Raw genomic sequence first — 24,329 nt, 5'->3', positions numbered from 1 at the left:
CTCCCTGTCGGCAATTCCCTCCGCTGGGAGGCGCAGCAGCAGCGCCGGGGTCACTAGGACGATCCCTATCCGTGAGTTTGCCAAGCCTCTGTCGATGGCCCGAAGCAACGGCTTACCGAGGCCAACGTCGTTCTCGCTGAACCAGACCGATACGCCGAGTGACTCAAGGAGATCGTGCAGCTCTTTGGCTGCTCCTTTCCGGTCATCCCAAGCATGGCAGAGAAAGATGTCCCGAAGGTCGGGCAAGAGCGCTCGTTTTTCGACGCTGTTGCGGATCGGCTCGAGTGCCTTTGTCTCGGCAAGTGTGTACGTCACAGATGAACCAGCTCGTGACCATTCAGGCCTTTTTTTTGGTGCCGGACCCGCTGAGGCTGCTCCGACCGCCTCCACTGTCCCCTGACGAGGAATAGGATGGGCGCGGGGACGGGTAAAAACCCTTGCTGCGGGAGCCGCCACCGCATGCAGGGCAGTCCGCTCGACCACTCGCGGTGCGATGGCCCCGTTTTGGCGCTGTGCAACTAACCATGCAGCCTATTCTAACGATTATAAACGCTACTCTCAAGGGCTAACGCAGAACGTCTTCTTCTCTTGGTTGTGGTTCGGTTTCCAACATTTTGAGTCATTCAATTTATGAGGACACGACCATCGATCAGTGCGGCAGGCCGTTCTGGTCATAGAGGAAGGCGGTGGGGTCATCTCCCGCTCCGTCCAACGGCGGAAGCGCCTTCACCTGGGCTAATATTTGGGCAATGGTCGCTTGCTGTGCTGCGGTTAATGGTCTGTCCGGTACGGTTGGCTCGGTGCGGGCGAGCGCTTCGCGGATGGCTCCGCTGATCGCCTGTTCCAGCGTTTCCTTGCGAAGAATCGCCAGCCGACGCACGGCGCGCGCGGTCTCAGCGTCTACGGCGATTTCCATGCTGGCTCTCCCAGAGTGATTGGGCACATTTTCCGCGTTCATCCTTGCAACGTCAACGCTTCCGTTTCGCGCAAAACCGCTCTAGCCTCTCCGCGACGAAAAATCCTTTCCGGGAGAAACGCGGTGTCGGAGTGTCGGGCAGTGTATCAGGGCGATGAGGCGTTGGCGGGGCTGCTGGCGAAGCAGGGCGGGCCGGATGTCGGCAGCGTGAAGGCGCTGGTGGCGGGGCTCGCCAGTGCTTCGGTGGATGTGTCCGATACCGACTGGCCGCGCCTCGTGGTCGATAATCCTTCCCCGGCGCTGGTCGCGCAGTTGGCGGCGCTGAAGGCCGACACGCGTGCCAGCCTGCCGTCGCCCCTACCACTGGCCGCGCGGGTGCCCGCCTTGCGCGCGCTGATGGCGCAAACCGGCATCGACGGTTTCCTCATTCCCCGCGCCGACGAGCATCAGGGCGATTCGCTCGCGCCCCATGCCGAACGGCTGCCGTGGCTGACCGGCTTTACCGGGTCCGCCGGAATTGCGTGGTGCTCACCGACCGCGCGGCGCTGTTCGTCGATGGCCGCTATACCGAACAGGCGCGCGACCAAACCGATACTGCCGTTTTCGAACAATGCCACCTCACGCAAATGCCGCCGAGCGAGTGGCTGCAAGCGGCGGCGAAAACCGGGCAGCGCATTGCCTTCGATCCGTGGCTGCATTCGCTCGATATGATCGAAAAGCTCGCCGATAGTCTGGCGGAGGCGGGCGTAACGCTAGTGCCGGTCGAACCCAATCCCATCGATATGGTCTGGGGCGACGCGCAACCGCCGGTGCCGCTGGGGCCGGTGCGCATTCATCCCGACGCCCGCGCGGGCCGGTCGTCTGCCGACAAACGCAGCGCGCTCGCGGGCGATTTGCAGAAGCAGAAAGTGGCGGCGACGGTGATGACGACGCCGGAAAGCATCGCTTGGCTGCTGAATATTCGCGGGGCCGATGTTCCGAATAAGCCCGTCGCGCAAAGCTTTGCCCTCGCCCGCGCCGATGGCACCGTCGATTGGTTCATCGACAGCCGCAAGCTGCTGCCCGATGTGGCGGCGCATTTGGGCAATGCCGTGCGCGTGCGCGATCCGCTCGAATTTGTCGAAGCCTTGCGTGAGTTCAAGGGCGAACGCGTGCTGCTGAACGCCGCCGCCTGCGCCTGGGGCATCGCCGAAACCCTCACCAAGACCGGCGCAACAGTCGTGCGCGGAGCCGATCCTGTCGCCCTTCCCCGCGCCTGCAAAACCGAGGCGGAGTTGGACGGCACGCGGGAAGCGCATTTGCGCGACGGGGCGGCGGTGATCCGTTTCCTTGCCTGGGTCAGCCAGGAAGCCCTATCGGGCACGCTCACCGAAATCGCCGCCGCCGACCGGCTGGAAGCGTTTCGCCGCGAAACGGGTGTGTTGCGCGGGCTCAGCTTCGGGTCGATTTCTGCGGCTGGGCCGAATGCCGCCTTGCCGCATTATCGCCCGACGCCGGAAGCGCAGCGGAAACTGACGCCGGGGGAAATCTATCTCATCGATAGTGGCGGCCAGTATGAGGACGGCACCACTGATATCACTCGAACCCTCGCCATCGGCACGCCGACCGCCGCGATGCGCCGTCACTACACGCTGGTGCTGAAGGGGCATATCGCCATCGCCACTCTGCGTTTTCCCACGGGCACGACCGGCGGGCATATCGACGCGATGGCGCGGCAGTTCCTCTGGGCCGATGGGCTGGATTACGATCACGGCACCGGCCACGGCGTCGGCTCCTATCTCTCCGTCCACGAGGGGCCGCAGAGCATCTCGAAAGCCGGGACGGCGGCGGCGTTGATGCCGGGGATGATCCTCTCCAACGAGCCGGGCTATTACAAGCCGGGGGCCTATGGCATTCGCTGCGAAAACCTCGTGATCGTCCGCAAGATCGATCTGGCCGGGGCCGAGCGCGAGATTATGGGCTTTGAAACCCTCACCTTCGCGCCTTGGGACCGCAATTTGATCGATACCGACCTGCTCACCCCGGCGGAACGCGCTTGGATCGACAGTTACCACGCCGAAGTGCGGGGCCGCATGCTGCCGCGCGTCGATGCTGAAACGGCGGTGTGGCTGGAAGCGGCAACGGCACCGCTTTAAGGGGCAGGGGCTCTGCCCCTGCTCCGGTTAAATCAGGACATTAAACGGGATTACCAAGGGACAAGTCCCTTGGTTGGGAGTGCCGGGGGCAAAGCCCCTGACCTTCTTCCCGAAGGATAGAAGAATGCTCGAACTTTTAACGCTGGACGGCTTGGCCCCGACCGTCCTGCTGGCCTTATTTTTTCTCGCCATGCTGGCCGGGTTCGTCGATTCGATTGCGGGCGGTGGCGGGCTGCTGGTCATTCCGGTGCTGTTCGCGGTGGGGCTGACGCCCGCGCAGGTGTTCGGCACGTCGAAGCTGGGCGCGTGTTTTGGCAGCTTTTCGGCGAGCATGACGTTTATCCGGCGCGGCGAAGTGCAGGTGCGCCCGATGATGGGGATTATCGCCGCCACCTTCATCGGCTCGGTCTTGGGTGCGCTGACGCTCCAGGTGATTGATGCGGGGATTTTGCGCGACCTAATCCCGTTTCTGCTGATCGCCATCGCGCTCTATATGCTGCTGGCGAAGAATGCCGGGGGCGTTCGAAACCCATCGGCGTTTTGGGCGAGGTTGCTTTTGCGCTGATCTTCGGGATCGGCCTTGGATTTTACGATGGGTTTTTCGGCCCCGGCGCGGGCTCTTTTTGGGCGCTGGCTTACGTGACCTTGGCGGGCTATACGCTGCGCCGGGCGACGGGGCACGCCAAGATCGTGAATTTTACCAGCAATGTCGCGGCCTTCCTCGTGTTGGCTGCGGGCGGGCATGTACTGTGGGGGCTTGGGGTGATTCTGGCGGCGGGGCAGTTCATCGGCGCGCGCTTCGGCGCGAAACTGGTGCTCTCGAAAGGCGCGAAGCTGGTGCGGCCCATGTTGGTAATTATGTCGCTGGCGATCACGGCGCGGCTCTTGGCGCAAGACCCCGAGCATCCGTTGAGCCGGATGGGCCTTGCGGTTTGGCGCGGGCTATTCGGATAAAGGGGGGAGCCTTGGGCTCCCCCTCCAATATCTATTTCACCAGATCGACGTAGCAAGCCGAAATCATATCGACGCCCAAGCGGCGGGCGCGGGCGGGGGACCAGCCGTAGATCGGGTCGGGCCGCAGGGCATTATCCTTGAACGGCTGTTCCAGAGTGAGCGCGAGGCAATCGAGATTGCGCGTCGCCCAATGGGAGAGCAGGCGCGGATTGTTCGGGCCGCCGAGGGTGGAGCTATGCTCGGTCTGAAAATCGCTGCTAGCGACCAGAAGCGCGCCTTCGAACTTCGCGCGGCGCTCCAGCAGCGGCGCGGGCATATCGGCGGGGATGAAATGGACGTAGGGCAGCGCTTCATCGCCGTGTAGATCGAGAAGCTGGGACGCGCCCGTCGCTTCCAGGGCGGTGCGCACGGCGAGTACTTCCGGGGCATACTCCGGCGTGGCGCGGTCCCACTCGCGGTTGAGGTTTGCCCCCGCAAAATTAGTGCGCAGATTGCCCCGGCGCGAGCCGTCCGGGTTGATATCGGGGACGATATGGACATCGACGGCGGCCAGCAGCGCGCGGGCGGCGCTATCGGTGGGATCGAGCAGGCGGCCAAGGAAACCTTCGAGGAAAAAACCGCTCATGGTTTCGCCGGGGTGCTGGCGCGAGACCAGCCACAGCGGCGGACGGCCGCCCTTATTGGTCGGGTCTTTCACCACAAGCCGGTGAATCGGCGCATTTTCCAGCGACATTCCCAGAATATCGACCGACACGCGCGGGTCGCGCGCCGCGCGCCCGATGAGGCGCTGTGTATCTTCGGCGGAATAGGGGGCGAAATAGGCGTAGGCGGTTACGTCGGTCGTCGGCGTGTGGCGGATGGTCAGCGTCGAGCCGTCGAAGCTGGTTTCCGTGCGCCGCCAATCCTCGCCATCCGCCGAGACGCAGGCGCGGTAATCGGGCCAGCCTTTCGGGAAGGCGGCGGTTTCGACGCCGCGAATGTGCAAGACCTGCTCAACCCCGCGCGGCGCGTGGACGCGGAAATAGAACCATTGGGCAAATTCCGAGGCATTGTCGGGCCGCAAGCGCAACTCGAGCGCCCGCACATCGTCGGTAGAAACGACCGTAATCGCGCCGCCGTGAAAATTGGAATCGATAAAGGCCGAAACGGGGGCCATAGGGCTACTCCTTACCTTGGAAAATTAGACCGTTGCCGGAACCACCAACTCCAACGTTGCGGGCTGATTGCGCGCAACGCGGATATAGGCGCGCTGCCGGAAACTGCGGGCGAGGCGCTGCGGGTCGAACCCTGGGTCTTCGAGAATGAAGGCCCCTTCCTCCGGCGGCCAATCGGAACTATCGGGTAGGCCGACATGGGGAAACCAGCGCGCGCCGGAAGTGCCGAGCAGGCCCCAAAGATGCTCCAGCAGCGCGGCGTTTTTCTTCCGGCTTTAGCAGCGGATACATCTCGGTCAGCGCCTCGCCCGATGCCGGTAAACCGGGGTTGAAGGCCGACAGGAAAATTCCGGCGGGGGCATTCTGTTCCGTCAAAAACTTGCTAATCGCGGCGCTAACCTGCCCGATTCGCGCCTCATACAGCACCCCGCGCGCGGCAAACATATAGCGCGTCGCGGTCCAGGCGGCGTGAAGCGGTTCGGGCAGCGGCGTTGCCATCCGCTAGGCCCCCGGTCGGTCGAGGGAGAGCATTAACTCGGTCCATTCGCGCTTGCCGAGGCCGCTGGTTTCCTGGGTCACGGCCTCGCCTGCCAGGAGGCGTTTTACGACGGACAGCATCCCGGCCGAAAGCGACACGGCCCCCAGGCGATAGTCGCAGAAGGCCTCGTAGCAGCCGGGAACCCAAGCCTTCACGCTTTCCAGCATCGCTTCCGCATAAACGCGGATTTCATATTGGGCGTGGGCATCGGCGCGCAACGACAGGAAATGCAGCAGATTGTGCAGGTCGGTCTTCCAATACCATTGGGTATAAGTATTGAGCGTGAGGTTCATGCGGGCAAGCTCACGGGCAAGGCCGGGGCGGTCTGCGTCGTGATCTTCGGCGTCTTCCTCGTTCAGCATCCAGGCGTAATTGCGGTAGGTGCGCTCGGCATCGTCGCGCAGTAGATCGAGCACCATTGAGGCTTGCTCGGCCTCCAGTATATCGCCGCGCCCCTGCCTATTAACGGAGGATTGCGCCGCCAGATCTTCCGGGCGCGGCAGGTAGAATTCCTTGTCGAGGATCGAGTAGCGCGCCGAAATCTCGTTCACATTGGCGGTGCGATGCCGGATCCACTGGCGGGCGACGAAGATCGGCAGTTTGACGTGATATTTGATCTCGCACATTTCGAACGGCGTCGAATGGCGATGGCGCATCAGGTACTTAATCAGCGCCTTATCTTCCGAAACCTTGCGCGTGCCCCGGCCATAGGAAACGCGGGCGGCCTGCACCACGGCGGCATCATCGCCCATATAATCGATGACGCGCACGAACCCGTGATCCAGCACCGGCAGGGCCGTGAACAGCATTTCTTCGAGCGCGGGGACCGTGGCCCGACGGGTTTCGAAGCGGGCCGCGCGGGCGGTTTCAATCTCGGCCTGTTGGGCCTCTGACAGCGGCATATCAAACTACCTTTAGACTTATCGGGGCGCGCGGCGCGCCGAAACACATAGACGGCACGGTAGCGCGGGGAAAGAGGGGCTGCAAGGGAGGCCCGACTAGACTAACGTTTCAATTCCTATTCATTTCGACACGAGGTTCCCCCAGTGTCTGCCTCTCCTCTGAAAGAACCCATCACAGTCGCCCTGAAAGCCGGGGAAACCTACTGGTGGTGCAAATGCGGCCGGAGCGCCAAGCAACCATTTTGTGACGGATCCCACGCCGGAACAGGGGTCGAGCCGTTACAATTTAAACCCAGCGCCGATATGCCGGTGCGGTTCTGCGGCTGCAAAGCGACCAAAAAGCCGCCTTTCTGCGATGGAAGCCATCTCGATTTATAGGGCGACAGGTTAACGGGGTTCCGGGTAGGGTCTGGCCTTGTTTTCGGCTCGAACCTGAGTGCCCCGATGAGCTTACTCGATCCGCGTGCCCCCCTGCGCCGCCTCTACCGCTACGGCTTCCGGTATCGCCCGCAGATGCGCTGGGCGATTTTCTGTTCGATCATGAACAAGCTCTGCGATCTTGCGCCGGAAATCCTCATCGGGGCGGCGGTCGATGTGGTCGTGCGGCGCGATCAATCCTTCCTCGCCTCGCTGGGGTTGCCCGACCCGGTGTTGCAGGTTGGGCTGCTCGGCGTGCTAACCCTGCTGGTCTGGGGCGGCGAGTCGCTGTTTCAATATCTCTACCAACTGGCGTGGCGGCGGCTGGCGCAGACCATGCAGCACGAGTTGCGGCTGGATGCTTTCGCCCACGTCCAGAAACTCGACATGGGGTTTTTCGAGGACCGCTCCACCGGCTCCCTGGTGTCGATTTTGAACGACGACATCAATCAGCTCGAACGGTTTCTCGATAACGGCGCCAACCAGATTCTGCAAATCACCACGGGATGCCTGGGCGTCGGGATCGTCTTCTTCCTATTGCAGCCGACGATTGCGCTGCTCTCGATGCTGCCGATGCCGGTGATTATTATCGGCAGCATCTGGTTTCAGGGCCGCGCCGAGCCGCTTTATGCCGAGGTGCGCGAGAAAGCCGGGCTGATTTCCGCCCGCCTCGCCAATAGCCTGACCGGCATCGCCACGATCAAAAGCTATACGGCGGAAGTGCGCGAGTCCGAAGCCTTAGGCGCGGACAGCCAGAATTACCGCGCGGCCAATGGCGAAGCGATCAAGCTATCGTCAGCCTTCATTCCGGTCGTGCGCATGGCGGTGCTCTCCGGCTTCATGGTGACGCTGGTCTACGGCGGTTGGCTGACGCTGGAGGATAAGCTCGCGGTCGGGGCCTATTCGGTGCTGATTTTCCTCTCACAACGCCTGCTGTGGCCGCTGACGGAAATGGGCGCGACGGTCGATCTCTATCAGCGCGCGATGGCCTCCACCCGCCGCGTGCTGGATTTGCTCGACACACAAGCCCCGGCGGACGATCACGGCACGCCGCTGGCGCTTGCCGATGTAAAGGGCGACGTGCGCTTCGACGCGGTTTCCTTCGCTTATGCCGGGCGCGAGCGGGTGCTGGAGGCGGTGTCGGCGCATATTCCGGCGGGCACGGTCGCGGCCTTCATCGGCACGACGGGATCGGGGAAAAGCACGCTGGCGAAGCTGCTGATGCGCTTTTATGAGCCGAGCCAGGGGCAAGTGCTGCTCGACGGCCAGCCGATCTCCTCCTTACGCATCCGCGATTTACGCCGGGCGATCAGCTTCGTCAGCCAGGATGTGTTTTTGTTTGACGGCACGGTCGGTGAGAATATCGCCTATGGCGCGGTCGGGCGCGCGGGGTGGCCAACGCAAGGCGACATCGAACGCGCCGCCCGGCTCGCCGAAGCTCATGAGTTCATCCTCGGCCTGCCGCAGGGCTACGATACTTTGGTCGGCGAGCGCGGCCAGAAGCTCTCGGGCGGGCAGCGCCAACGCCTTTCCCTCGCCCGCGCCATTCTAAAAGACGCGCCGATCCTGGTGCTCGACGAAGCAACCTCCGCCGTCGACAATGAGACGGAGGCCGCCATTCAGCGCAGCCTGGAGACCATCGCCGTGGGCCGCACCACTCTGGTGATTGCTCATAGGCTAACCACCATCCGCCACGCCGATCAGGTGTTTACGGTGGAAGACGGGCGGATTGTGGAGGTGAAAGGAAAAGCAGAATGGCACGGTTCGGCGGAAGCGTGATTGCTGGGGCCGCGCCCTTGGGCGGGGCGCGGGGGAAGCCCCCCGCATCGCGCTCGCGAGTTCTCCCCTTACGCTGCCTGAACCCCCGTCAGAAAATTCTCGACCGAGTGGCGTAGCGATTCCTGTTCCTTCGCCACGGTTTCGACGGCGGCTTCCACTTGCTGGGAGGCGGCCCCGGTTTGGCCGCTTGATTTGGCGAGGTCGGCGATGGTGTAGGTGACTTCGGCGGTGCCTTGGGCGACGCGCTGGACGTTGCTGCTGATTTCGCGCGTCGCGGCCCCTTGCTCTTCCACGGCGGCGGCGATGGCGGAGGTGCCTTCGCTGATGCTGCGGATCATCTGAGTAATGCCGAGAATAGCGCTGACGGCTTCGGCAGTGGTCGCCTGGATTTGCTGAACCTGCGACGCGATTTCATCGGTAGCGCGGGCGGTTTGGCCGGCGAGGTTCTTCACTTCGCTTGCTACCACCGCAAAGCCCTTCCCCGCGTCCCCTGCGCGCGCGGCTTCGATCGTGGCATTGAGGGCGAGCAGATTAGTCTGCGCCGCGATATCGGTGATGAGTTTCACCACGTCGCCGATTTTCTGCGCGCCGATGCTTAAGGCTTCCACCGTGGCATTGGTGGTTTCGGCGCGGGCGGCGGCATTGCGGGCCAAATCGGCGCTGCTGGTGACTTGCTGGGAGATTTCGGCAATGGAGGTCGAGAGCTCTTCCGTGGCGGCGGCGACGGTTTGAATGCTGCTGGAGGTTTCTTCGGCGGCATTGGAAACCAGCGTCGCTTGACCGCTGGTATCGCTCGCCACCGTCCGCATGACGGCGGAGGTCTCGGTAAGGCGGGTTGAGGCGTTTAGAATGCGGTCGAGCGCCTCGGCGGCGTGGCTCTGGAACGACTGGCTGAGCGACTGCACGGTCCGCGCTCGCGCCATTTCGGCGGCTTGGCGTTCGGCGGTTTCGCGGCCCAAGCGCTCGGCGTCAAGGGCGCTGAGGCGCAGGGCTTCGAGCGCGTCGGCCATGCGGCCCAACTCGTCTCGGGCGGGCGAGGGCGGCGACGGGCATGCTATAGTCGCGCTGGGCCAAAAGGGCGATGGAGGCCATCAGGCGGTTCAGCGGGGCGCGCAGGCGGTGCGTGATCGTAAGAAAGCCCAGAATGGAAATCACCACGGCCGCAGCGAGACCGAGCAAGGCGGGAATCAGCGCCCACAGGGCAGCCTGCTGCTGCTCGTCGGCATAGGCGACCGATTCGTCAAGGGCCAAGGTTGCGACCCGCACGATTGTATCGAACGGCCCATTGCAGATAGCGCGATAGGTTTCTGCATCCGTCTTGGCGGTGCCGCTGCCATCAATCCCGGCAACGAGCGCATCCATTTTCGGCTGAGCCTCGGCAATCGCCCGTTGCGCGGCACCGATCTGCGTAACCAAGGTCTGCGGAACGCCGGTGCGGGCGGCATAGTCGATCAGCACCTGTTGCCCAACGCCATAGGCCCCTTTGCCCGCATGCCAGCGCGCGAGGATTTCCGGCGTTGGCACCTTATTCTGAAGAATACTGGGGCGCAGCAAGGAACATTGACCGCCGAAACTATCGCGCAACTGCCACGCGCCTTCGCGCACGCGCAGCATATCGGCGAGAACCGGGTCTTGCATGCGCACTTGATTGCCGACGGCGCTGCCGGTGCTCTCCAGCAGGGCGACCGTTTCGCGGATGGCATTCCACAGCGGATCGGCGGCGGTCAGGCTGCGTTGCGCCGGAGCTTTGCTGAATTGATCGGTGACAAGGTTCCAATTGCGCTTTTGATTTTCCCAGCTTTGATCGAACTTGGCTTGAATCGCGGCTTTATCGGCCAGCGCGACGGGATGAAAGGCCAGCATCGCCGCCGTGAACGCCTGGGTGGCGGCGGCGCGGGCGGCCTCCAAGCGGGTAGTGGCGGTCGAATCCACGGTTAAGGCGGTCTGCCCTTCGGCAATCTGTGCCCGAACGCCGATGGTGCCGTTCAGAAGCGCGCGGTTGAGCACGGCGCTTTCCTCGATCTGCACGGCGAGATCGTAATTATGCCACGCGCGAACGGCGAGCGCCCCGGCGGCGAGGATGAGGCCCGTCAGCATGATGGCCTGAATAGACACCAGAAGCGCGGAGGTCGATGTTTTGAACATGGCTCATCCCCAGGGGCGTGTTTTTCGAGGGCAGGGGACGGCGCTGTCAGTCCCCCTAAATCGAAACTCGCTATATTCTAGGATGGGGTAGTTTCTATTTCCTTAAGAAGAAAATAATACTTTTTTATTAAAAATGAATCAAACTTTTGCTTGGGAAGACCGCAATCCCCACGCCAACCCAAGGAATTGTGCGCCAATACAAAGCCCCAATCCCCAGTATTGCCCCTCGACCCCAAGTCTGCTCACCAAGGTGCCAATGCCGGTCTGCACGGTAAAGGCGGCGCTGAAGGCGAGTAGATTGATGGCGGTATTCACGCGCCCGGCAAGATGGGCGGGCATGGTTTGCGAGAGATAGGCGTAGCACATCATGCTGGAGGTGCCGAGCGCGCCAAACAGGCCCCAGAGCAGGGCGGGCGGCAGCGGCAGTCGCAGCAAGAGCGCGAGTTGCACGAGGCCGAACAAGCTCATACCGATCCGCCCCACGGTGAGCGGGCCGATACTCTTGCGGCGGGCGGCTTCGGCGATGAGGCCGAGCAGGAAAAATCCGATCGTCATGCCGATGGCGGCACTCGTCACGACATTGGCGGCCGCCAGCCGGTCGAGCCCCTGCACGTCGCGCACCCACGGGCCGATCCACAGGGCTTGATAACCGAGAAACGCCCCTTGGCAGGCGGCGGCCATCGGCGCGATGCGCCAGAACAGCGCCGAGCCGTAAATCGCCTTGAACCCGGCCCAGAGGCTTTCTTGCGGCGGGGCCGTTTCGGTGGGCGGCGGTGGCGGGATCAGCACGGCAATGGTCAGGGCGGCGAGAAGCGTCAGGCCCGCAAGTCCCCAGAACACGCCACGCCAGTCGGTGACATGCAGGGCGAGTTCCACCGGGGTTGCCGCCATCGTCGCGCCGAGCCCGCCCGCGACCATATAGAGCGAGTTCCACAAGGGGAGTTTTTCGCGCGGGAACCACAGAACCAGCGCCTTGAACCCGGCCATCAGGCAACCCGACACGCCGAGGCCGATGAGGGCACGGGCGAGAATCAGCGTCGGCACGGTTTGGGCGATGGCAAAGCCCGCTGCTCCCAAGGCGGCAAAGACCAGCAGCGCGGCCTGCACCCGGCGCGGCCCGAACTTATCCAGCAGCAACCCGAGCGGCACCTGGAACAGGGCGAAGGTGATGAAATAGGCCGAGGTCAGCAGTCCCAAATCGGCCGGCGACAGGGTTAGGTCGCGCGTCAGATCCGGCGATAGCACCGCATTGACCGTGCGGTAGAGGTAGGAAAGGAAATAGCCCGCCGCAAAGGTCAGGAACACGCGCATCTGCACGGAGGTCATCATGCGCTTCTATCCTCACGCTCTAGGGCCATCGATAGGCTGTGGATGTCGGACGGGGTATAGACAGCTATGCCGTGGCGGCGCAGCAGGGCAACCGTGCGTCCTGCACCGGGGATGCGAGTGCCGCTAAAACTGCCGTCGTAAATGAAACGCGCGCCGCAGGAGGGGCTGCCATCGGTCAGCAGCGCGAAGCGGCAGCCCTCCCGTTGGGCGACGGTTAGGGCGATCTGCGCGCCGGTTTCGAAGATGTCGGTAACCTCTGCGCCGGTATCGTCAAAGATGCGGCCATCCGAGGGCCTAATTTCGGCAGGCGGGCGCGGAGTAGGGAGCCCGGCAGCAACTTCCGGGCAGATCGGCACGATCCGGCCTTGCTGCTGCCACAGCGCGAGCAGCCTATCCCCCAAGCGTTTGTCGGAGCCGTTATAGCGGACCTTCTGCCCGAGCAGACAGGCCGATACCAAGAGGCGCGTGAAAACCATCGCAACGGCCCCTCCCCAGGACCGTTAAAAGAAACCAGCGCCGCCTTTGATTTTTATTTGCGGCGGAACTGATCGAGGAAAACGACCGAGCCTTCTTTGGGCTCACCCTCTTTACCGTCTTCAGCGGGCGCTTCGCCTTCAGCCGGGGTATCACCCTCGCCATCGGCTTTCGCCTCGCTTTTGGCGGCGGGCAGCGGCAGGCGGGTAGGGGCGACGGCGGGGCCGGTCGATTTTGTCGCCTTGCTGCCCTTATCCTCGGCATCCTCGCCGTCAAGCGCGGCGGTGGCCTGCTGGAACTGCAAGCCGAACTGGGCGGCGGGATCGGCGAAGGAGGTAATGGCGGCAAACGGAATAATCAGCCGCTCATGCACATCGTTGAAGCTCAGCGTAATGCTGAACTGTTCGGAGGTGACATCGAGGCCCCAGAACTGATGCTGCACCACGATGGTCATTTCATCCGGGTAGCGTTCGCGCAGATAATCGGCGATCTGCACGCCCTCGGCATGGGTTCGAAACGAGATGAAGAAATGATGCGATCCCGGCAGGCCGGTGGCGGCCACCATGCGCAACGCCCGGCGCACCACTCCCCGCAATGCTTCTTCGATCATGCGGTCGTAGCGAAGCAGATTGATGGGCATGTTCTACGCCTCCTATTTCCAAAACCATGCACGGGCACCACAGCGCGGCCCGTACCGCTCTTTATCATCACAGACCACAAAAGCGCGGCAGGGAGCAAGGGTCAAGAATGCTGATCTGAACCGAGGCTTTGGCAGGGATGCTAGGCCTGCCAGCGTGGGGCGTTAAGTGGGGGGCTTCTGTTGCCCGGTGCCCCCCGAACCGCGCTTGCCTAATTAATTAGGCAGCGAGTGCTACACGATTGTCGTTGGCACTTCTGAGTTTAGCCCGATGACGGCGGAACCATACCGAGCGAAAACTGGGTCTTTATTACGCACGTCGATCCTATTTCGTCCCCAGAAGCCGTCCCAGGTACGCGGGCCGGAAATGGTGGAGACGCCGGGTACCGCCCCCGGGTCCGTAACGTCTATTCCACGCAGCGTTTATCGCCATAGTCGGTTGCCCGACGCCCTTTATATAGGCGGTCTTAGCCGGGTTGGGAAGAGGGAGGCGTGCATCGCAGGGGCGCGGCACGGTGGGCGCATTCGCGCGGTTTACGGCAGGGCGCGGCCCCGCTAAAACCTTGGCCAAAGCTGCCGCTCATAGAAAAAGGATCGCGCGATGTCCGAGTTCGAGTTTCATCCGATGTTCCCGCACGGGACGGATACGACCCCCTATCGCAAGCTGACCGAGGCGGGCGTATCGGTTCAGGAGGTTGCGGGCCGGAAGCTGCTCGTGGTGGATCGGGCGGCGATTGTGTCGCTGACGGCGGCGGCGTTTCATGAAATGTCGCATCTGCTGCGCCCCGGCCATCTTGCCCAGTTGAAGGCGATTCTCGATGATCCTGAAGCTTCGCCGAACGATAAGTTCGTCGCGCTCGATCTGTTGAAGAACGCCAATATCGCGGCGGGCGGCGTGCTGCCGATGTGCCAGGATACTGGCACGGCCATCGTCATGGGCAAGAAGGGCCAGAACGTCTTCACCGGCTTCAGCGACGAGGGAGCCTTGTCGGAAGGCATCCGCAAGACCTATCTGGAGACCAATCTGCGCTACAGCCAAACCGCGCCGCTGACCATGTATCAGGAGGTCAATACCGGCGATAATCTGCCCGCGCAGATCGACCTCTATGCGACCGAAGGCGACGCCTATAAGTTCCTCTTTATGGCCAAGGGCGGCGGGTCGGCGAATAAGACCTACCTCTATCAGCAAACCCGCGCCGTGCTGAACCCCACCGCGCTGCTGAAGTTTCTCGACGAGAAAATCCGTACCCTCGGAACCTCCGCCTGCCCGCCCTACCATCTTGCCATCGTCATCGGTGGGACTTCGGCGGAAATGTGCTTGAAGACGGTCAAGCTGGCCTCGGCCCGCTATCTCGACGATCTGCCGACCGAGGGCAATAAGTTCGGCCAGGCCTTCCGCGACCGGGAATTGGAAGCGCAAGTGCTGGAACTCACCCGGCAAATGGGGATCGGCGCGCAGTTCGGCGGTAAATATTTCTGCCACGATATTCGCGTGATCCGCTTACCGCGCCACGGCGCCTCCTGCCCCATCGGGCTCGGCGTCTCCTGCTCGGCGGACCGGCAGATTTTGGGCAAGATCACGGCGGACGGCGTGTTCCTGGAGCAACTCGAAACCGACCCGGCCAAATATCTGCCGGAAATCACCGACGCGCACGCGGCGGGCGAGGTGGTCCAGATCGACCTCAATCAGCCGATGGCGGAAATCCGCAAGATCCTGTCGCAATATCCGATCAAAACCCGCCTGTCGTTGACGGGGACCATCGTTGTGGCGCGCGACATTGCCCACGCTAAGCTGAAGGAACGGCTGGATGCGGGCCAAGGGCTGCCCGAGTATATTAAGGAAAAGGTGATCTACTACGCCGGTCCCGCCAAAACCCCGGAAGGCTTCGCCTCGGGCTCCTTCGGACCGACCACTGCCGGGCGAATGGATTCCTATATCGAAACCTTTATGGCGGCGGGCGGTAGCTTCATCAGCCTCGCCAAGGGCAACCGCTCGAAAGCCGTGCGCGACGCCTGCCAGAAATACGGCGGCTTCTACCTCGGCTCCATCGGCGGCCCGGCGGCGCGGCTCGCGCAGGATTGCATCAAGAAGGTCGAGGTTCTGGAATATCCCGAACTTGGCATGGAAGCTATCTGGCAAATCGACGTGGTCGATTTCCCCGCTTTCATCGTCACGGACGATAAGGGCAATGATTTCTTCGCCGGGATGACCGGGGCGGAATAAACGAAGAAGGGGGGCTTTGGCCTCCCTTTTTTTTAGGCCGATGCTTCGGCGTTTGGTACTGTTGCGGACAATTCAGGCGCGAGGGTTCGAATGCGACGGTTGGGATTTCAGGTTTGCGCCGCCTTGGCCTTGGGCCTTGCGAGCGTTTCAGGGGCGGGCCACGCGCAAGAGCCGCCCGCTATCGCAGGCCAAGTGAAAACCCTCACCGGATCGGCCACGCTGACGCGCGCGGGCCAGTCGGAGCCAATTACAGCGGGTATGAATCTGCTCTCGGGCGACCAATTGGCGACGGCAGCCGATGCCAGCCTGGGCGTGACGTTGCGCGACGATACCACCCTCTCCCTCGGGCCGAACGCGCGCCTGACTTTGGACAGTTTCGTTTTCGATCCGGCTGCCGACAAACTCGGCCTTGCCGCGCGGCTGCATCGCGGCACGTTTGCCGTGCTGACCGGGCAGATCGCGCGTCTCGCCCCGGACCGGACCAAATTCACCACGCCCAGCGCCAATATCGGCATTCGCGGAACCAAGTTTGTCGTGAAGGTGGAAGGCGATGAATAAGTCTCTTCTTTTCGCGGCGCTGCTGCTGCTCGCGGGCTGCGCCGGGCAAACCACCATCGCCCTGTTGCCCGAAGACGGCGGGCGTGTCGGCAAGGTCGCGGTCGAGGCGGGCGGGGCGACCCAACTTCTCGACGCGCCGTTGCAATCGACCCGCTTCGACACAAAGGGCGGCTCTCCCGCCGCACCCACGGTGCTGACGGAAGCGGCGATCCGTGAAACCTGGGGAAGTGCGCTGGCGGCCCTGCCGGTGCCGCCGGTGAATTATATTCTCTATTTCGAAAGCGGCACGGCGACGCTGACGGCTGAGTCCGCCGCCCTAATCCCGACGATTCTGGCGGAACTCTCGCTACGCCCCTTCCCGCATTTGGAAGTCACTGGCCATGCCGACGCCACCGGCTCGGACGCGCTGAACCTCGCTCTCTCCCGCGAGCGGGCGGAGGCGGTGGCGAAGCGCTTGGCCGAGGGAAACCTCAATCAAGCGAGCGTTGCCATCTCCTCCCACGGTAAGCGCAACCCGCTGATCCCCACCCCGGATGGCGTCGCCGAGCCGCGCAATCGGCGGGTGACGGTGACGCTGCAATAGGGGCACAGGCTGGCGTTTTTGGGCTTCCTGTGCTTCACTGAGGCATGACCGCGCCGACCCAAACCCTGACCGTGACAATCGACAGCGCCACCGCCGCGAAGCTTCAGGCGTCGGTCGATGCGGGGACTTATCCGACCGTCACAGCGGCAGCGCGGGCGGCCTTGGAAACTTGGTACGATCCGGTCCAAGCTAAGGAAGAAATCCGCCGCCTGTGGCGCGAGGGGGTGGAGAGTGGTCCGGGGCGGCCTGCGGAGGATGTTTTTCGGGATTTAATGGCCCGCTACACCGATATTCCGTAATGCTTCCGCTGATTATTCTTGATCTTGCCGAGCGTGACCTGTTGGTTCTGCGGGAGTATTTGGAAGAAAATTATGGCAGAGCGGCTGCCCGCACGGCGCTTCAGCGGCTTCTGGCCGTCTGCGGCCATTTGCAGAAATTACCGCAACTTGGTCGTGCGCATAACGACATCGAACCGGGCTTGCGCTTTTTCCCCTGCGATCAAACGGTGCTTCTGTATCGCATCGAACCCGACCGGATCGAAATTGTCCGAGTTCTCGATGGTCGCCAGGATTGGCTTCGCCTTTTGACGACGCCAACGCCTGACTAACCCCGAAACCTACCCCAGCCGTTCCGCCACAATCGGCCCGCGCGTCGGAGCCGTATCGCCAATCGTGACCGCCGCCTGAACCATCGCTGTTGCCCGCGCGGCTTGGGCGGCATCGCGCACATGCAGGCGGGCGAGCGGCTGGCCGGGGCCGACCGAAGCGCCAAGGCGACGATCTCCGTTAGCCCGACCAGCGGATCGACCGGATCGGCGGAGCGGGTGCGCCCGCCGCCGATGGCGACCACGGCAAGGCCAATCTCGCGCGTGTCGATCGCCGTCACGATCCCGGCGCGCGAGGCGGGGATATCGACGGTCAGGGCGGGAAGCGGCAGATAGAAGGCCTGCTTCTCAAAAAAGATCGGCAGGGCCGCCGAGGGCAACGACCATGCGCGCGAAAATCTCGGCGGCGGCCCCGGAGGCGAGTGCCGCTTCGGCTTTGGCTTCCGCCTCGCTCAGATCGCCCGCAAGCTTACTCGCCAGTAGCATTTCGGCGGCAAGCGCAATGGTGACGGCGTGCAAGCGCGGCTCGCGGCGGGTGCCGCTGAGATAATCGAGCGCTTCCACCACTTCCACAGCATTGCCCGCTGTCGTGCCGAGCACCTCGTTCATATCGGTCAGCAGCGCCCGCGTTGGGCAGCCCGCACCGTTGGCGACGGTAACGATGCTTTGCGCAAGTTCGCGCGAGCGGTCCAGCGCCCCCATGAAGGAGCCGGAGCCGAACTTCACGTCCATCACCAGGGCGTCGAGCCCGGCGGCGAGTTTTTTCGAGAGGATCGAGGCGGTAATCAGCGGGATCGATTCGACCGTCGCCGTCACGTCGCGGATGCCGTAGAGGCGTTTATCGGCGGGGGCCATCGCGCTGGTTTGGCCGATGATGGCGCAGCCGACCTGCTTCGTCACTTTGGCGAAAAGCTCGGGCGAGGGCACGGCGTTATAGCCGGGAATGCTCTCCAGCTTATCCAGCGTGCCGCCGGTATGGCCGAGCCCGCGCCCGGAGATCATCGGCACCGCCGCCCCGCAGGCGGCCACAATCGGCGCGAGCATGAGGCTGACTTTATCGCCGACCCCCCCGGTCGAATGTTTATCGACCACGGGCCGCCCGAGGTTTTGCGGCTTCCAATCGAGCACGGTGCCGCTGTCGCGCATGCCGCAGGTCAGCGCAATGCGCTCGTCCATGCTCATGCCTTGAAAGAACACCGCCATCGCAAAGGCCCCGACCTGCTCGTCGGCCATGCTGCCCGTCGTGATCCCCTGGACGATAAAGGCGATTTCCTCGGCGGTCAGGGCGTTGCCGTCGCGCTTTTTGCGGATTAACTCTTGCGGAAGAAAGCTCATGTCAAATCTCAGTAAGAAGCGCGTGATGGTTCTGTCGTGGGGGCCGTATGCCCCAGGGTGCGCAGCAGATCGTCCAGCAGTGAGGAGGCCCCGAACCGGAAGGTTTCCGGCGTCGCCCAAGCTGGCCCCATGATCTCGTCGGCCACGGCCAGATAGGCGCTGGCATCGGCGATTGTGCGCACGCCGCCCGAGGCTTTGAAGCCCACTTCCGGGTCCATATCGTGAATGACCGAGAGCATGATGCGCGCGGCCTCCAGCGTCGCCCCAACCGGGGTTTTGCCGGTGGAGGTTTTGAGGAAATCCGCGCCCGACAGAATGGCGGCTTCCGACGCCTCGCGGATGGCGGTGGGGTTCGCCAAAGCGCCGGTTTCCAGAATAACCTTCAAAATCACGCCGGTTGGGCACACGGCCCGCGCCGCCGCGACAATATCGCGCGCGAAAGTCCGCTTGCCCGACAAAAAACGCCTGCCACGGGAACACCAGATCAATCTCGTCGGCCCCGGCCACCAGCGCCGCCTTAATGTCGGTCTCGATGGTTTTGCGCTCTTGGGTGCCTTCGGGGAAATTCACCACGGTCGCAAGCCCGATGCGCTGATCGAGCAACCCATTGGCGAGTGCCACGAACGGCCCATAGATGCAGATCGCCGCCACCGGCCCGGCCGGGGTGACGGCCTTTTCGCAGAGGGCGCGGATAGTTGCGTCCGTATCCGTATCGTTCAGCGAGGTCAGGTCCAGCAGGGCCAGCGCGCGCGCGGCGGTTTCCGTCAGGCTCATGTCCCGAAATCCTCCAGAAAGGCGATGACCAGCCGGGTTAGGTCTTTCCCGGCTTGCCCCGCCAAGGCCAGCGTGTGGGCATGGCTTAGGGCGGTATCGCTGAGACCTTCACCAAGGTTGGTGATGGCTGATACCCCAGCGACGGTTAAACCGCAATGGCGCGCGAGAATAACTTCCGGCACCGTGCTCATCCCAACCGCATCCGCGCCCAAGCGCTGAAAGGCCCTAATCTCGGCGGGGGTCTCGAAGCAGGGGCCGGTGACGGCGATATAGGTACCCTCTTGCAGGGGAATCCCTAGACCTTCCGCCGTTGCGCGCAGCTTGGCGCGGATGGCGGCATCATAGGCATTGGCCATTGGGGGAAAGCGCGGGCCGATGGTCTCATCGTTCGGGCCGATCAGCGGATTGCCGTTCATCAGATTGATGTGATCGGCCATCAGCATCAGTTGGCCCGGCTCCAAATCGAGCCGCAGCGAGCCCGCCGCATTGGTGACGATCAGAAGCTCGGCCCCCAGCCCCTTCATCGCCCGGATCGGCACCGCCATGCCCGCGAGCCCCTCGCCCTCATAGACGTGCTTGCGGCCCTTGAACCCGGCAACGGCAACGCCGCCTAAATGGCCCAGCACCAGCTCGCCCGAATGCCCCGCGACGGTGGAGCGCGGAAAGCCGGGAATCTCGGTATACGGAATAACAATCGGGTTTTCGATTTGATCGGCCAACCCGCCCAACCCCGAACCTAAAATGATAGCGACGCGCGGCGTAAAGCCGGGGGCTTTGGCGCGGATCGTGTTAATCGCTGCGGTTGGGTCCAGGCTCATAGAATCGGCTCCTCAAACGGGTGGCGGCCCTCGCGGTCGTCGATCTCCACGACCCAAAGGTCGGGATCTCTAAGGCGGGCACGGGTGATGGTTTCTTCGGCGTCGGCTTCGGGGATGGGATCGGGGCCGGACGCGCGCAGCCACGCCTTTTCCCCCTCCAGCGTGCGGGTTTGGGTCAAAACAGTGCAGCCGATCGCGCCCTGATTGATGACCACGAGCACGGCACCCGCCTGCGGGTCGCCCTTATGGCGAACCATCATCGAGATGCCCCGGTCGTTCCAGCGCCGAATATGGGCGCGCAGCCAAAAATCGGTGGTGAGGCCACCGCTCATGCCGGGGGCGCATCGGGTAGATGATTGGGACCGAAGGCGCGGGGCAGTAATTCGCCCAGCGTAATCACCTCGAACGTCCCATCTGCGGCCGCAATCGCCACCGGGGTTTCCGCCGGGCCGAACTCGAACAGGCGCTGGCGGCAACCGCCGCACGGCGTGCAGAGATCGGGGCCGGAGCCGATGACGGCAACGGCTGTCAACCGCCGCTCGCCGCCCGCGATCATCGTGCCGATGGCGCAGGTTTCGGCGCAGGCGCCTTGCGGATAGGCGGCGTTCTCAACATTCGCGCCGACGAAGATTTTCCCGCTCGGCGTCAGCAGGGCCGCGCCGACGTGATAGTTCGAATAGGGCGCATAGGCACGGCTACGGATGTCCATCGCGGCGGCAACCAGGGCTTTGAAATCGATTGGGTCGGTCATCGGGACTTCACATAGGGCAGGCCGATGGCTTTCGGTGCGACGGCTTTTCCGACGAACCCAGCCAGCAGCAGGACGGTGAGAATATAGGGCACGGCCTGGATGAACTGCACCGAGACTTCGCCGATCACTGGCAGGGCCACGCCCTGAAGGCGCACTTGCAGCGCGTCGGTAAAGGCGAAGAGCAGGCAGGCGAAGAGGGTCGGCCAGGGCTTCCACTTGCCGAAGATCAGGGCGGCCAGCGCGAGATAGCCTTTCCCGGCGGTCATATCCTGCAAGAATCCGCTCGATTGCGCGATGGAGAGATAGCCCCCCGCCATGCCGCAGAGCAGCCCATTGCAGGAGAGCGCCAGATAGCGCGTGCGCGCGACGCTGACCCCGGCGGTATCGAGCGCGTGCGGATTATCGCCCACAGCGCGCAGGCGCAGCCCGAAGCGAGTTTTATAGAGGATATAGGCGACCAGCGGCACGATCAGCGCGGTCAGATAGACGGGGGCGGTGTGGCCGGAGATCACGTCGCTATAGAGCTGCCCGAAGATCGGCACGTCTTTGACGGTTTCGGCCAAGGGCAGGTCGATGGGCCGGAAGCGCCCTTCCGTCGGCAGCACCGGCGTGCGCCCGCCCTCGTGGAACCAAGCGCTTGCCAGCGTTGGCGTGATCCCGGCGGCGACGATGTTGATCGCCATGCCGGAAACCATCTGATTGCCGTTATGGGTAACGCAGGCAAAAGCATGCACCATCGACAGCCCCCAGGCGGTCAGCATCGCCGCCAGCAGCCCCACCCAAGGGTCTGCCGCAATGAAGGCAACCGATCCGCCCGCAAAGGCCGCCGCCAGCATCTTGCCCTCAAGCCCGATATCGACGACGCCGGAGCGTTCGGAAAACAGCCCCGCCAATCCGGCTAACACCAGCGGCGTTGCCACGCGGAAGGTGGCGTCGAGCATGGAAACGAGCATATCCATTTCCGGCCTCCCTTAAGCGCTTTTCGGTTTGAAATAGGCTTCCAACGGCGCGCGGAACAGGTTTTCCAGCGCGCCGCAGAAGAGGATAACGAGCCCCTGGATGACGACGATCATCTCGCGCGTAATGGCGGGAATTTCGAAGGCCAGATCGGAGCCGCCCTGATAGAGCGCGCCGAACAGCAGCGCCGATAGCGCAATCCCGACCGGGTGGTTCCGGCCCATCAGGGCGACGGCGATACCGACATAGCCGACGCCGCCGGTCCAATTCATCACCAGCCGATGCTGCACGCCCATCACCTCATTGATGGCCGACAGGCCCGCGAGCGCGCCCGAAATCACCATCGCCACGATAATCAGGCGCGGCACCGGCATACCCGCGTAAACGGCCGCCGTCTCGTTGGTGCCGACCGTGCGCAGCTCATAGCCCCAGCGCGTGTGCCAAATGTAGAGGTAAACGAGGATAGCGGTGAGGATTGCCAGAAAGAAACCCAGATTCAGCGGCATGCGGGGCAGGTCGAGCCCCAGAAAAGCCCCCATATCCTGAATCGTCGGTAAATGCGTCGAGGGCGGGAAAGCCGCCGATTGCGGCGCTTGCTGGCCATCGGCGCGGATCACATCCACCAGCATCCAGGTCATGAAGGCGGTGGCGAGGAAGTTGAACATGATCGTCGTCACGACCACATGGCTGCCGCGCGCTGCCTGCAAATAGCCGGGGATAATCGCCCAGGCCGCGCCACAGGTAATCGCGGCGATCATGGCCAGCGGCAGCACGGCCCACCAGGGCCAGCCGGGCAATCCCAAGCAGACGAGCGCGACGCCGAGCCCCGCCACATAGGCTTGCCCCTCGCCGCCGATATTGAACAACCCGGCGTGAAAGGCGACCGCAACCGCCAATCCCGTGAACATGAAGTTCGTCGCGTAATGCAGCGTATAGCCGATGGCTTCCTGATAGCCGACCGCGCCATTCACGAGAATAACCAAGGCTTCGAAAGGATTTTCGCCGATCAGCGCAATGACCAGCCCGGAGACGATCAAGGCCGCCGAGAGGTTGAGGAAGGGCAGTAGCCCGAGATCGACCCAGCGCGGTAGGCTGGTGAGGCGGGGGGCGCTCATGCCGCGTCTCCTGCGGCGCGCGCATTCGACTCCCCGGCCATCATCAGCCCCAGGCGGCGCTCGTCCGCCTCGGCGCGGGGAATTATGCCGGTGATTTTTCCGCAGGCCATCACAATGATTCGATCCGCCAAGGATAAGATTTCATCCAACTCTACCGAGACCAGCAAAACGGCTTTACCCGCGTCGCGCAATTCAACAATGCGGCGGTGGATAAACTCGATGGCACCGATATCCACCCCCCGCGTCGGCTGGCCGATCAGCAGCAAATCCGGGTCGCGGTGGATTTCCCGCGCCAGGACGATTTTCTGCTGATTGCCGCCGGAAAACAGCGAGGTCCGCAACAGCGGATCGGGCGGGCGCACATCGAATTCCGCCATGAAATTTTCGGTGCGGGCGATCAGCTTGTTGCGGTCGAACAATAGGCGGGAGATGCCTTTATCCCCCTGCAACTCCGCGTCATGGTGATAGCCGAGAATAGCGCTTTCATAGGCGGGGAAGGGTTTCACCAGCCCCATCGTCATGCGGTCTTCGGGCACATGGGCGATGCGCTGGCTGCGCCGCCGCGCGGCTTCGGTGCCCGAGAGGGCGGGCAGCGGTGTGCCGTGGTAGAGCAGTTCGCCGGAGGTTTGGCCGCGAATGCCTGCGAGAATATCGAGTAATTCCGACTGGCCGTTGCCCGACACCCCGGCAACGCCGACGATTTCGCCCGCGCGCACGTCGAAACTCAGATCGTGCAGCAGCGTTACGCCGCGCCGGTCCACGAGGCGAATGTTTTTCGCTTCCAGCACTACCGGCCCCGGCGCGCGGTCAGCTTTCGCGATGCTGAGGTTGACCTTGCGGCCCACCATCATTTCCGCGAGTTGTGCCTTATCCGTGTCGGCGGTCTTCACCGTGCCGACCACCGCGCCGCCGCGCATCACGGTCACGCTATCGGTTGCGTCCATGATTTCGCGCAGCTTGTGGGTGATGAGCAGGATGGTTTTGCCTTCGGCCTTCAGCGTGCGCAGAATCCGAAATAGATGATCGGCTTCTTGGGGCGTCAGCACGCCCGTCGGCTCGTCGAGGATGAGGATTTCCGCACCGCGATATAGGGCTTTCAGAATCTCAACCCGCTGCTGCAAGCCAACCGGCAAATCACCGACGCGCGCATCGGGATCGACATCCAGCGCGTAATCCTTGTTCAGGCGCAGCAATTCCGTGCGGGCGATAGCCAGCGACGGGGCAAGACGA

At 63.2% G+C, this 24,329-nt stretch carries 30 protein-coding genes and 1 other RNA gene; 10 read left to right on the top strand and 21 right to left on the bottom strand.

The features are described 5' to 3' along the window. Together VZ95_RS24900 and VZ95_RS01030 are read right to left on the bottom strand one after the other, a co-directional pair. Positions 1-315 (bottom strand): toll/interleukin-1 receptor domain-containing protein (locus VZ95_RS24900; RefSeq protein WP_045774226.1); only part of this gene is annotated, 315 nt, incomplete at its 3' end. A 334-nt stretch (positions 316-649) separates the two neighbouring features. Continuing rightward, a complete protein-coding gene (locus VZ95_RS01030; RefSeq protein WP_045774225.1) occupies positions 650-916 on the bottom strand; it encodes a type II toxin-antitoxin system VapB family antitoxin in 267 nt (88 codons plus the stop codon). Positions 917-1,440: 524 nt separating this feature from the next. Here VZ95_RS01030 and VZ95_RS01025 point away from each other — a divergent pair. The 3 genes from VZ95_RS01025 to VZ95_RS27805 all read left to right on the top strand — a co-directional run bounded on the left by VZ95_RS01025 (position 1,441) and on the right by VZ95_RS27805 (position 4,005). Continuing rightward, positions 1,441-3,051 (top strand): aminopeptidase P family protein, encoded by a 1,611-nt coding sequence (locus tag VZ95_RS01025; protein WP_332307962.1) that lies wholly within the window; start codon positions 1,441-1,443, stop codon positions 3,049-3,051. Positions 3,052-3,175: 124 nt separating this feature from the next. Then, entirely contained in the window at positions 3,176-3,616 is a 441-nt protein-coding gene (locus VZ95_RS27810) for a TSUP family transporter (protein ID WP_269747036.1), read from the top strand. Beyond that, on the top strand, positions 3,592-4,005 hold the full coding sequence (locus VZ95_RS27805) for a TSUP family transporter (protein ID WP_269747035.1): 414 nt from the start codon (positions 3,592-3,594) through the stop codon (positions 4,003-4,005). Before VZ95_RS27810 ends, VZ95_RS27805 begins: the two co-directional genes overlap by 25 nt. A 31-nt stretch (positions 4,006-4,036) precedes the next feature. Here the strand turns inward: VZ95_RS27805 and VZ95_RS01015 are convergent, their stop codons facing one another. The 4 genes from VZ95_RS01015 to thyX are packed head-to-tail and all read right to left on the bottom strand — an operon-like array spanning position 4,037 to position 6,599. Beyond that, positions 4,037-5,161 carry a M14 family metallopeptidase gene (locus tag VZ95_RS01015; protein WP_045774224.1) on the bottom strand — a complete coding sequence of 375 codons (1,125 nt, stop codon included), beginning with the start codon at positions 5,159-5,161 and terminating at the stop codon, positions 4,037-4,039. Between the two features lie 24 nt (positions 5,162-5,185). Next, entirely contained in the window at positions 5,186-5,392 is a 207-nt protein-coding gene (locus tag VZ95_RS29060; protein ID WP_408606054.1) for a hypothetical protein, read from the bottom strand. After that, complete coding sequence (locus VZ95_RS01010) at positions 5,340-5,657, bottom strand: hypothetical protein (RefSeq protein WP_045774223.1); 318 nt, start codon at positions 5,655-5,657, stop codon at positions 5,340-5,342. The genes VZ95_RS29060 and VZ95_RS01010 overlap by 53 nt, the downstream gene beginning before the upstream one ends. 3 nt (positions 5,658-5,660) lie before the next feature. After that, positions 5,661-6,599 carry an FAD-dependent thymidylate synthase gene (thyX, locus tag VZ95_RS01005; protein WP_045774222.1) on the bottom strand — a complete coding sequence of 313 codons (939 nt, stop codon included), beginning with the start codon at positions 6,597-6,599 and terminating at the stop codon, positions 5,661-5,663. A 144-nt stretch (positions 6,600-6,743) separates the two neighbouring features. On the opposite strand from thyX, the gene VZ95_RS22610 reads away from it, so the two are divergent. Beyond that, positions 6,744-6,977, top strand: a complete 234-nt coding sequence (locus tag VZ95_RS22610; RefSeq protein ID WP_084627485.1) for a CDGSH iron-sulfur domain-containing protein — start codon at positions 6,744-6,746, stop codon at positions 6,975-6,977. Between the two features lie 66 nt (positions 6,978-7,043). Further along, positions 7,044-8,795 carry an ABC transporter ATP-binding protein gene (locus VZ95_RS01000; protein WP_045774221.1) on the top strand — a complete coding sequence of 584 codons (1,752 nt, stop codon included), beginning with the start codon at positions 7,044-7,046 and terminating at the stop codon, positions 8,793-8,795. Between the two features lie 68 nt (positions 8,796-8,863). On the opposite strand, the gene VZ95_RS00995 is transcribed toward VZ95_RS01000, so the two are convergent. From VZ95_RS00995 to ssrA, 6 genes are all read right to left on the bottom strand, one after another. Continuing rightward, entirely contained in the window at positions 8,864-9,805 is a 942-nt protein-coding gene (locus tag VZ95_RS00995; RefSeq protein WP_052711367.1) for a methyl-accepting chemotaxis protein, read from the bottom strand. Next, a complete protein-coding gene (locus VZ95_RS21300; RefSeq protein ID WP_052711366.1) occupies positions 9,765-10,940 on the bottom strand; it encodes a hypothetical protein in 1,176 nt (391 codons plus the stop codon). Before VZ95_RS21300 ends, VZ95_RS00995 begins: the two co-directional genes overlap by 41 nt. Positions 10,941-11,078: 138 nt before the next feature. Further along, complete coding sequence (locus VZ95_RS00990) at positions 11,079-12,269, bottom strand: MFS transporter (protein WP_052711365.1); 1,191 nt, start codon at positions 12,267-12,269, stop codon at positions 11,079-11,081. Beyond that, positions 12,266-12,745 (bottom strand): DUF523 domain-containing protein, encoded by a 480-nt coding sequence (locus tag VZ95_RS00985; protein ID WP_045774220.1) that lies wholly within the window; start codon positions 12,743-12,745, stop codon positions 12,266-12,268. The genes VZ95_RS00990 and VZ95_RS00985 overlap by 4 nt, the downstream gene beginning before the upstream one ends. Before the next feature lie 53 nt (positions 12,746-12,798). Next, positions 12,799-13,383 (bottom strand): SspB family protein, encoded by a 585-nt coding sequence (locus VZ95_RS00980; RefSeq protein ID WP_045774219.1) that lies wholly within the window; start codon positions 13,381-13,383, stop codon positions 12,799-12,801. Between the two features lie 165 nt (positions 13,384-13,548). Beyond that, positions 13,549-13,867: a transfer-messenger RNA gene (ssrA, locus tag VZ95_RS22605) on the bottom strand. Positions 13,868-13,981: 114 nt separating this feature from the next. Here ssrA and VZ95_RS00975 point away from each other — a divergent pair. From VZ95_RS00975 to VZ95_RS00955, 5 genes are all read left to right on the top strand, one after another. Continuing rightward, complete coding sequence (locus VZ95_RS00975) at positions 13,982-15,604, top strand: fumarate hydratase (protein WP_045774218.1); 1,623 nt, start codon at positions 13,982-13,984, stop codon at positions 15,602-15,604. A gap of 90 nt (positions 15,605-15,694) precedes the next feature. Beyond that, positions 15,695-16,162 (top strand): FecR family protein, encoded by a 468-nt coding sequence (locus tag VZ95_RS00970; protein WP_045774217.1) that lies wholly within the window; start codon positions 15,695-15,697, stop codon positions 16,160-16,162. After that, a complete protein-coding gene (locus VZ95_RS00965; RefSeq protein WP_045774216.1) occupies positions 16,155-16,745 on the top strand; it encodes an OmpA family protein in 591 nt (196 codons plus the stop codon). Before VZ95_RS00970 ends, VZ95_RS00965 begins: the two co-directional genes overlap by 8 nt. A gap of 44 nt (positions 16,746-16,789) precedes the next feature. Further along, on the top strand, positions 16,790-17,044 hold the full coding sequence (locus VZ95_RS00960) for a ribbon-helix-helix domain-containing protein (protein WP_045774215.1): 255 nt from the start codon (positions 16,790-16,792) through the stop codon (positions 17,042-17,044). After that, positions 17,044-17,352 carry a type II toxin-antitoxin system RelE/ParE family toxin gene (locus tag VZ95_RS00955; RefSeq protein WP_052711364.1) on the top strand — a complete coding sequence of 103 codons (309 nt, stop codon included), beginning with the start codon at positions 17,044-17,046 and terminating at the stop codon, positions 17,350-17,352. Before VZ95_RS00960 ends, VZ95_RS00955 begins: the two co-directional genes overlap by 1 nt. Here the strand turns inward: VZ95_RS00955 and VZ95_RS26460 are convergent. The 9 genes from VZ95_RS26460 to VZ95_RS00915 form a co-directional block, all read right to left on the bottom strand. Beyond that, on the bottom strand, positions 17,349-17,729 hold the full coding sequence (locus tag VZ95_RS26460) for a hypothetical protein (RefSeq protein ID WP_232302426.1): 381 nt from the start codon (positions 17,727-17,729) through the stop codon (positions 17,349-17,351). The two genes, VZ95_RS00955 and VZ95_RS26460, sit on opposite strands and share 4 nt — an antisense overlap. Beyond that, positions 17,698-18,684 (bottom strand): thymidine phosphorylase, encoded by a 987-nt coding sequence (locus VZ95_RS00950; protein ID WP_232302425.1) that lies wholly within the window; start codon positions 18,682-18,684, stop codon positions 17,698-17,700. The genes VZ95_RS26460 and VZ95_RS00950 overlap by 32 nt, the downstream gene beginning before the upstream one ends. Positions 18,685-18,692: 8 nt before the next feature. Further along, on the bottom strand, positions 18,693-19,142 hold the full coding sequence (locus VZ95_RS27800) for a hypothetical protein (protein ID WP_269747034.1): 450 nt from the start codon (positions 19,140-19,142) through the stop codon (positions 18,693-18,695). A gap of 312 nt (positions 19,143-19,454) precedes the next feature. After that, positions 19,455-20,276 (bottom strand): purine-nucleoside phosphorylase, encoded by an 822-nt coding sequence (locus tag VZ95_RS00940; protein WP_045774214.1) that lies wholly within the window; start codon positions 20,274-20,276, stop codon positions 19,455-19,457. Next, positions 20,273-20,608 (bottom strand): DUF1491 family protein, encoded by a 336-nt coding sequence (locus VZ95_RS00935; protein ID WP_045774213.1) that lies wholly within the window; start codon positions 20,606-20,608, stop codon positions 20,273-20,275. The genes VZ95_RS00940 and VZ95_RS00935 overlap by 4 nt, the downstream gene beginning before the upstream one ends. Next, positions 20,605-21,027: a cytidine deaminase gene (gene cdd / locus VZ95_RS00930; RefSeq protein ID WP_198148015.1), complete on the bottom strand. Its 423-nt coding sequence runs from the start codon at positions 21,025-21,027 to the stop codon at positions 20,605-20,607. The genes VZ95_RS00935 and cdd overlap by 4 nt, the downstream gene beginning before the upstream one ends. Beyond that, the gene (locus tag VZ95_RS00925; RefSeq protein WP_045774212.1) at positions 21,024-21,986 is read right to left on the bottom strand and encodes an ABC transporter permease; all 963 of its coding nucleotides are present in this window, start codon (positions 21,984-21,986) and stop codon (positions 21,024-21,026) included. Before VZ95_RS00925 ends, cdd begins: the two co-directional genes overlap by 4 nt. A gap of 12 nt (positions 21,987-21,998) precedes the next feature. Next, positions 21,999-23,099, bottom strand: coding sequence for an ABC transporter permease (locus VZ95_RS00920; RefSeq protein ID WP_045774211.1), 1,101 nt, complete (start codon positions 23,097-23,099; stop codon positions 21,999-22,001). Continuing rightward, positions 23,096-24,329 (bottom strand): ABC transporter ATP-binding protein (locus tag VZ95_RS00915; RefSeq protein WP_045774210.1); only part of this gene is annotated, 1,234 nt, incomplete at its 5' end. The genes VZ95_RS00915 and VZ95_RS00920, both read right to left, overlap by 4 nt.

The organism is Elstera litoralis (assembly GCF_000963705.1).
Lineage (GTDB): Bacteria > Pseudomonadota > Alphaproteobacteria > Elsterales > Elsteraceae > Elstera > Elstera litoralis.
The sequence above is the reverse complement of the archived record's forward strand: the minus strand, read 5'-3'. Positions and strand labels throughout refer to the sequence as shown.

Bases quoted from the DNA above. Each gene is read 5' to 3' on its own strand.
- VZ95_RS01030 (WP_045774225.1), bottom strand. From the start codon at position 916: ATGGAAATCGCCGTAGACGCTGAGACCGCGCGCGCCGTGCGTCGGCTG.
- VZ95_RS27810 (WP_269747036.1), top strand. From the start codon at position 3,176: ATGCTCGAACTTTTAACGCTGGACGGCTTGGCCCCGACCGTCCTGCTG.
- VZ95_RS01015 (WP_045774224.1), bottom strand. From the start codon at position 5,161: ATGGCCCCCGTTTCGGCCTTTATCGATTCCAATTTTCACGGCGGCGCG.
- VZ95_RS01010 (WP_045774223.1), bottom strand. From the start codon at position 5,657: ATGGCAACGCCGCTGCCCGAACCGCTTCACGCCGCCTGGACCGCGACG.
- thyX (WP_045774222.1), bottom strand. From the start codon at position 6,599: ATGCCGCTGTCAGAGGCCCAACAGGCCGAGATTGAAACCGCCCGCGCG.
- VZ95_RS01000 (WP_045774221.1), top strand. From the start codon at position 7,044: ATGAGCTTACTCGATCCGCGTGCCCCCCTGCGCCGCCTCTACCGCTAC.
- VZ95_RS00995 (WP_052711367.1), bottom strand. From the start codon at position 9,805: ATGGCCGACGCGCTCGAAGCCCTGCGCCTCAGCGCCCTTGACGCCGAG.
- VZ95_RS21300 (WP_052711366.1), bottom strand. From the start codon at position 10,940: ATGTTCAAAACATCGACCTCCGCGCTTCTGGTGTCTATTCAGGCCATC.
- VZ95_RS00990 (WP_052711365.1), bottom strand. From the start codon at position 12,269: ATGATGACCTCCGTGCAGATGCGCGTGTTCCTGACCTTTGCGGCGGGC.
- VZ95_RS00985 (WP_045774220.1), bottom strand. From the start codon at position 12,745: ATGGTTTTCACGCGCCTCTTGGTATCGGCCTGTCTGCTCGGGCAGAAG.
- VZ95_RS00980 (WP_045774219.1), bottom strand. From the start codon at position 13,383: ATGCCCATCAATCTGCTTCGCTACGACCGCATGATCGAAGAAGCATTG.
- VZ95_RS00975 (WP_045774218.1), top strand. From the start codon at position 13,982: ATGTCCGAGTTCGAGTTTCATCCGATGTTCCCGCACGGGACGGATACG.
- VZ95_RS00970 (WP_045774217.1), top strand. From the start codon at position 15,695: ATGCGACGGTTGGGATTTCAGGTTTGCGCCGCCTTGGCCTTGGGCCTT.
- VZ95_RS00965 (WP_045774216.1), top strand. From the start codon at position 16,155: ATGAATAAGTCTCTTCTTTTCGCGGCGCTGCTGCTGCTCGCGGGCTGC.
- VZ95_RS00960 (WP_045774215.1), top strand. From the start codon at position 16,790: ATGACCGCGCCGACCCAAACCCTGACCGTGACAATCGACAGCGCCACC.
- VZ95_RS00955 (WP_052711364.1), top strand. From the start codon at position 17,044: ATGCTTCCGCTGATTATTCTTGATCTTGCCGAGCGTGACCTGTTGGTT.
- VZ95_RS00950 (WP_232302425.1), bottom strand. From the start codon at position 18,684: ATGAGCTTTCTTCCGCAAGAGTTAATCCGCAAAAAGCGCGACGGCAAC.
- VZ95_RS00940 (WP_045774214.1), bottom strand. From the start codon at position 20,276: ATGAGCCTGGACCCAACCGCAGCGATTAACACGATCCGCGCCAAAGCC.
- VZ95_RS00935 (WP_045774213.1), bottom strand. From the start codon at position 20,608: ATGAGCGGTGGCCTCACCACCGATTTTTGGCTGCGCGCCCATATTCGG.
- cdd (WP_198148015.1), bottom strand. From the start codon at position 21,027: ATGACCGACCCAATCGATTTCAAAGCCCTGGTTGCCGCCGCGATGGAC.
- VZ95_RS00925 (WP_045774212.1), bottom strand. From the start codon at position 21,986: ATGGATATGCTCGTTTCCATGCTCGACGCCACCTTCCGCGTGGCAACG.
- VZ95_RS00920 (WP_045774211.1), bottom strand. From the start codon at position 23,099: ATGAGCGCCCCCCGCCTCACCAGCCTACCGCGCTGGGTCGATCTCGGG.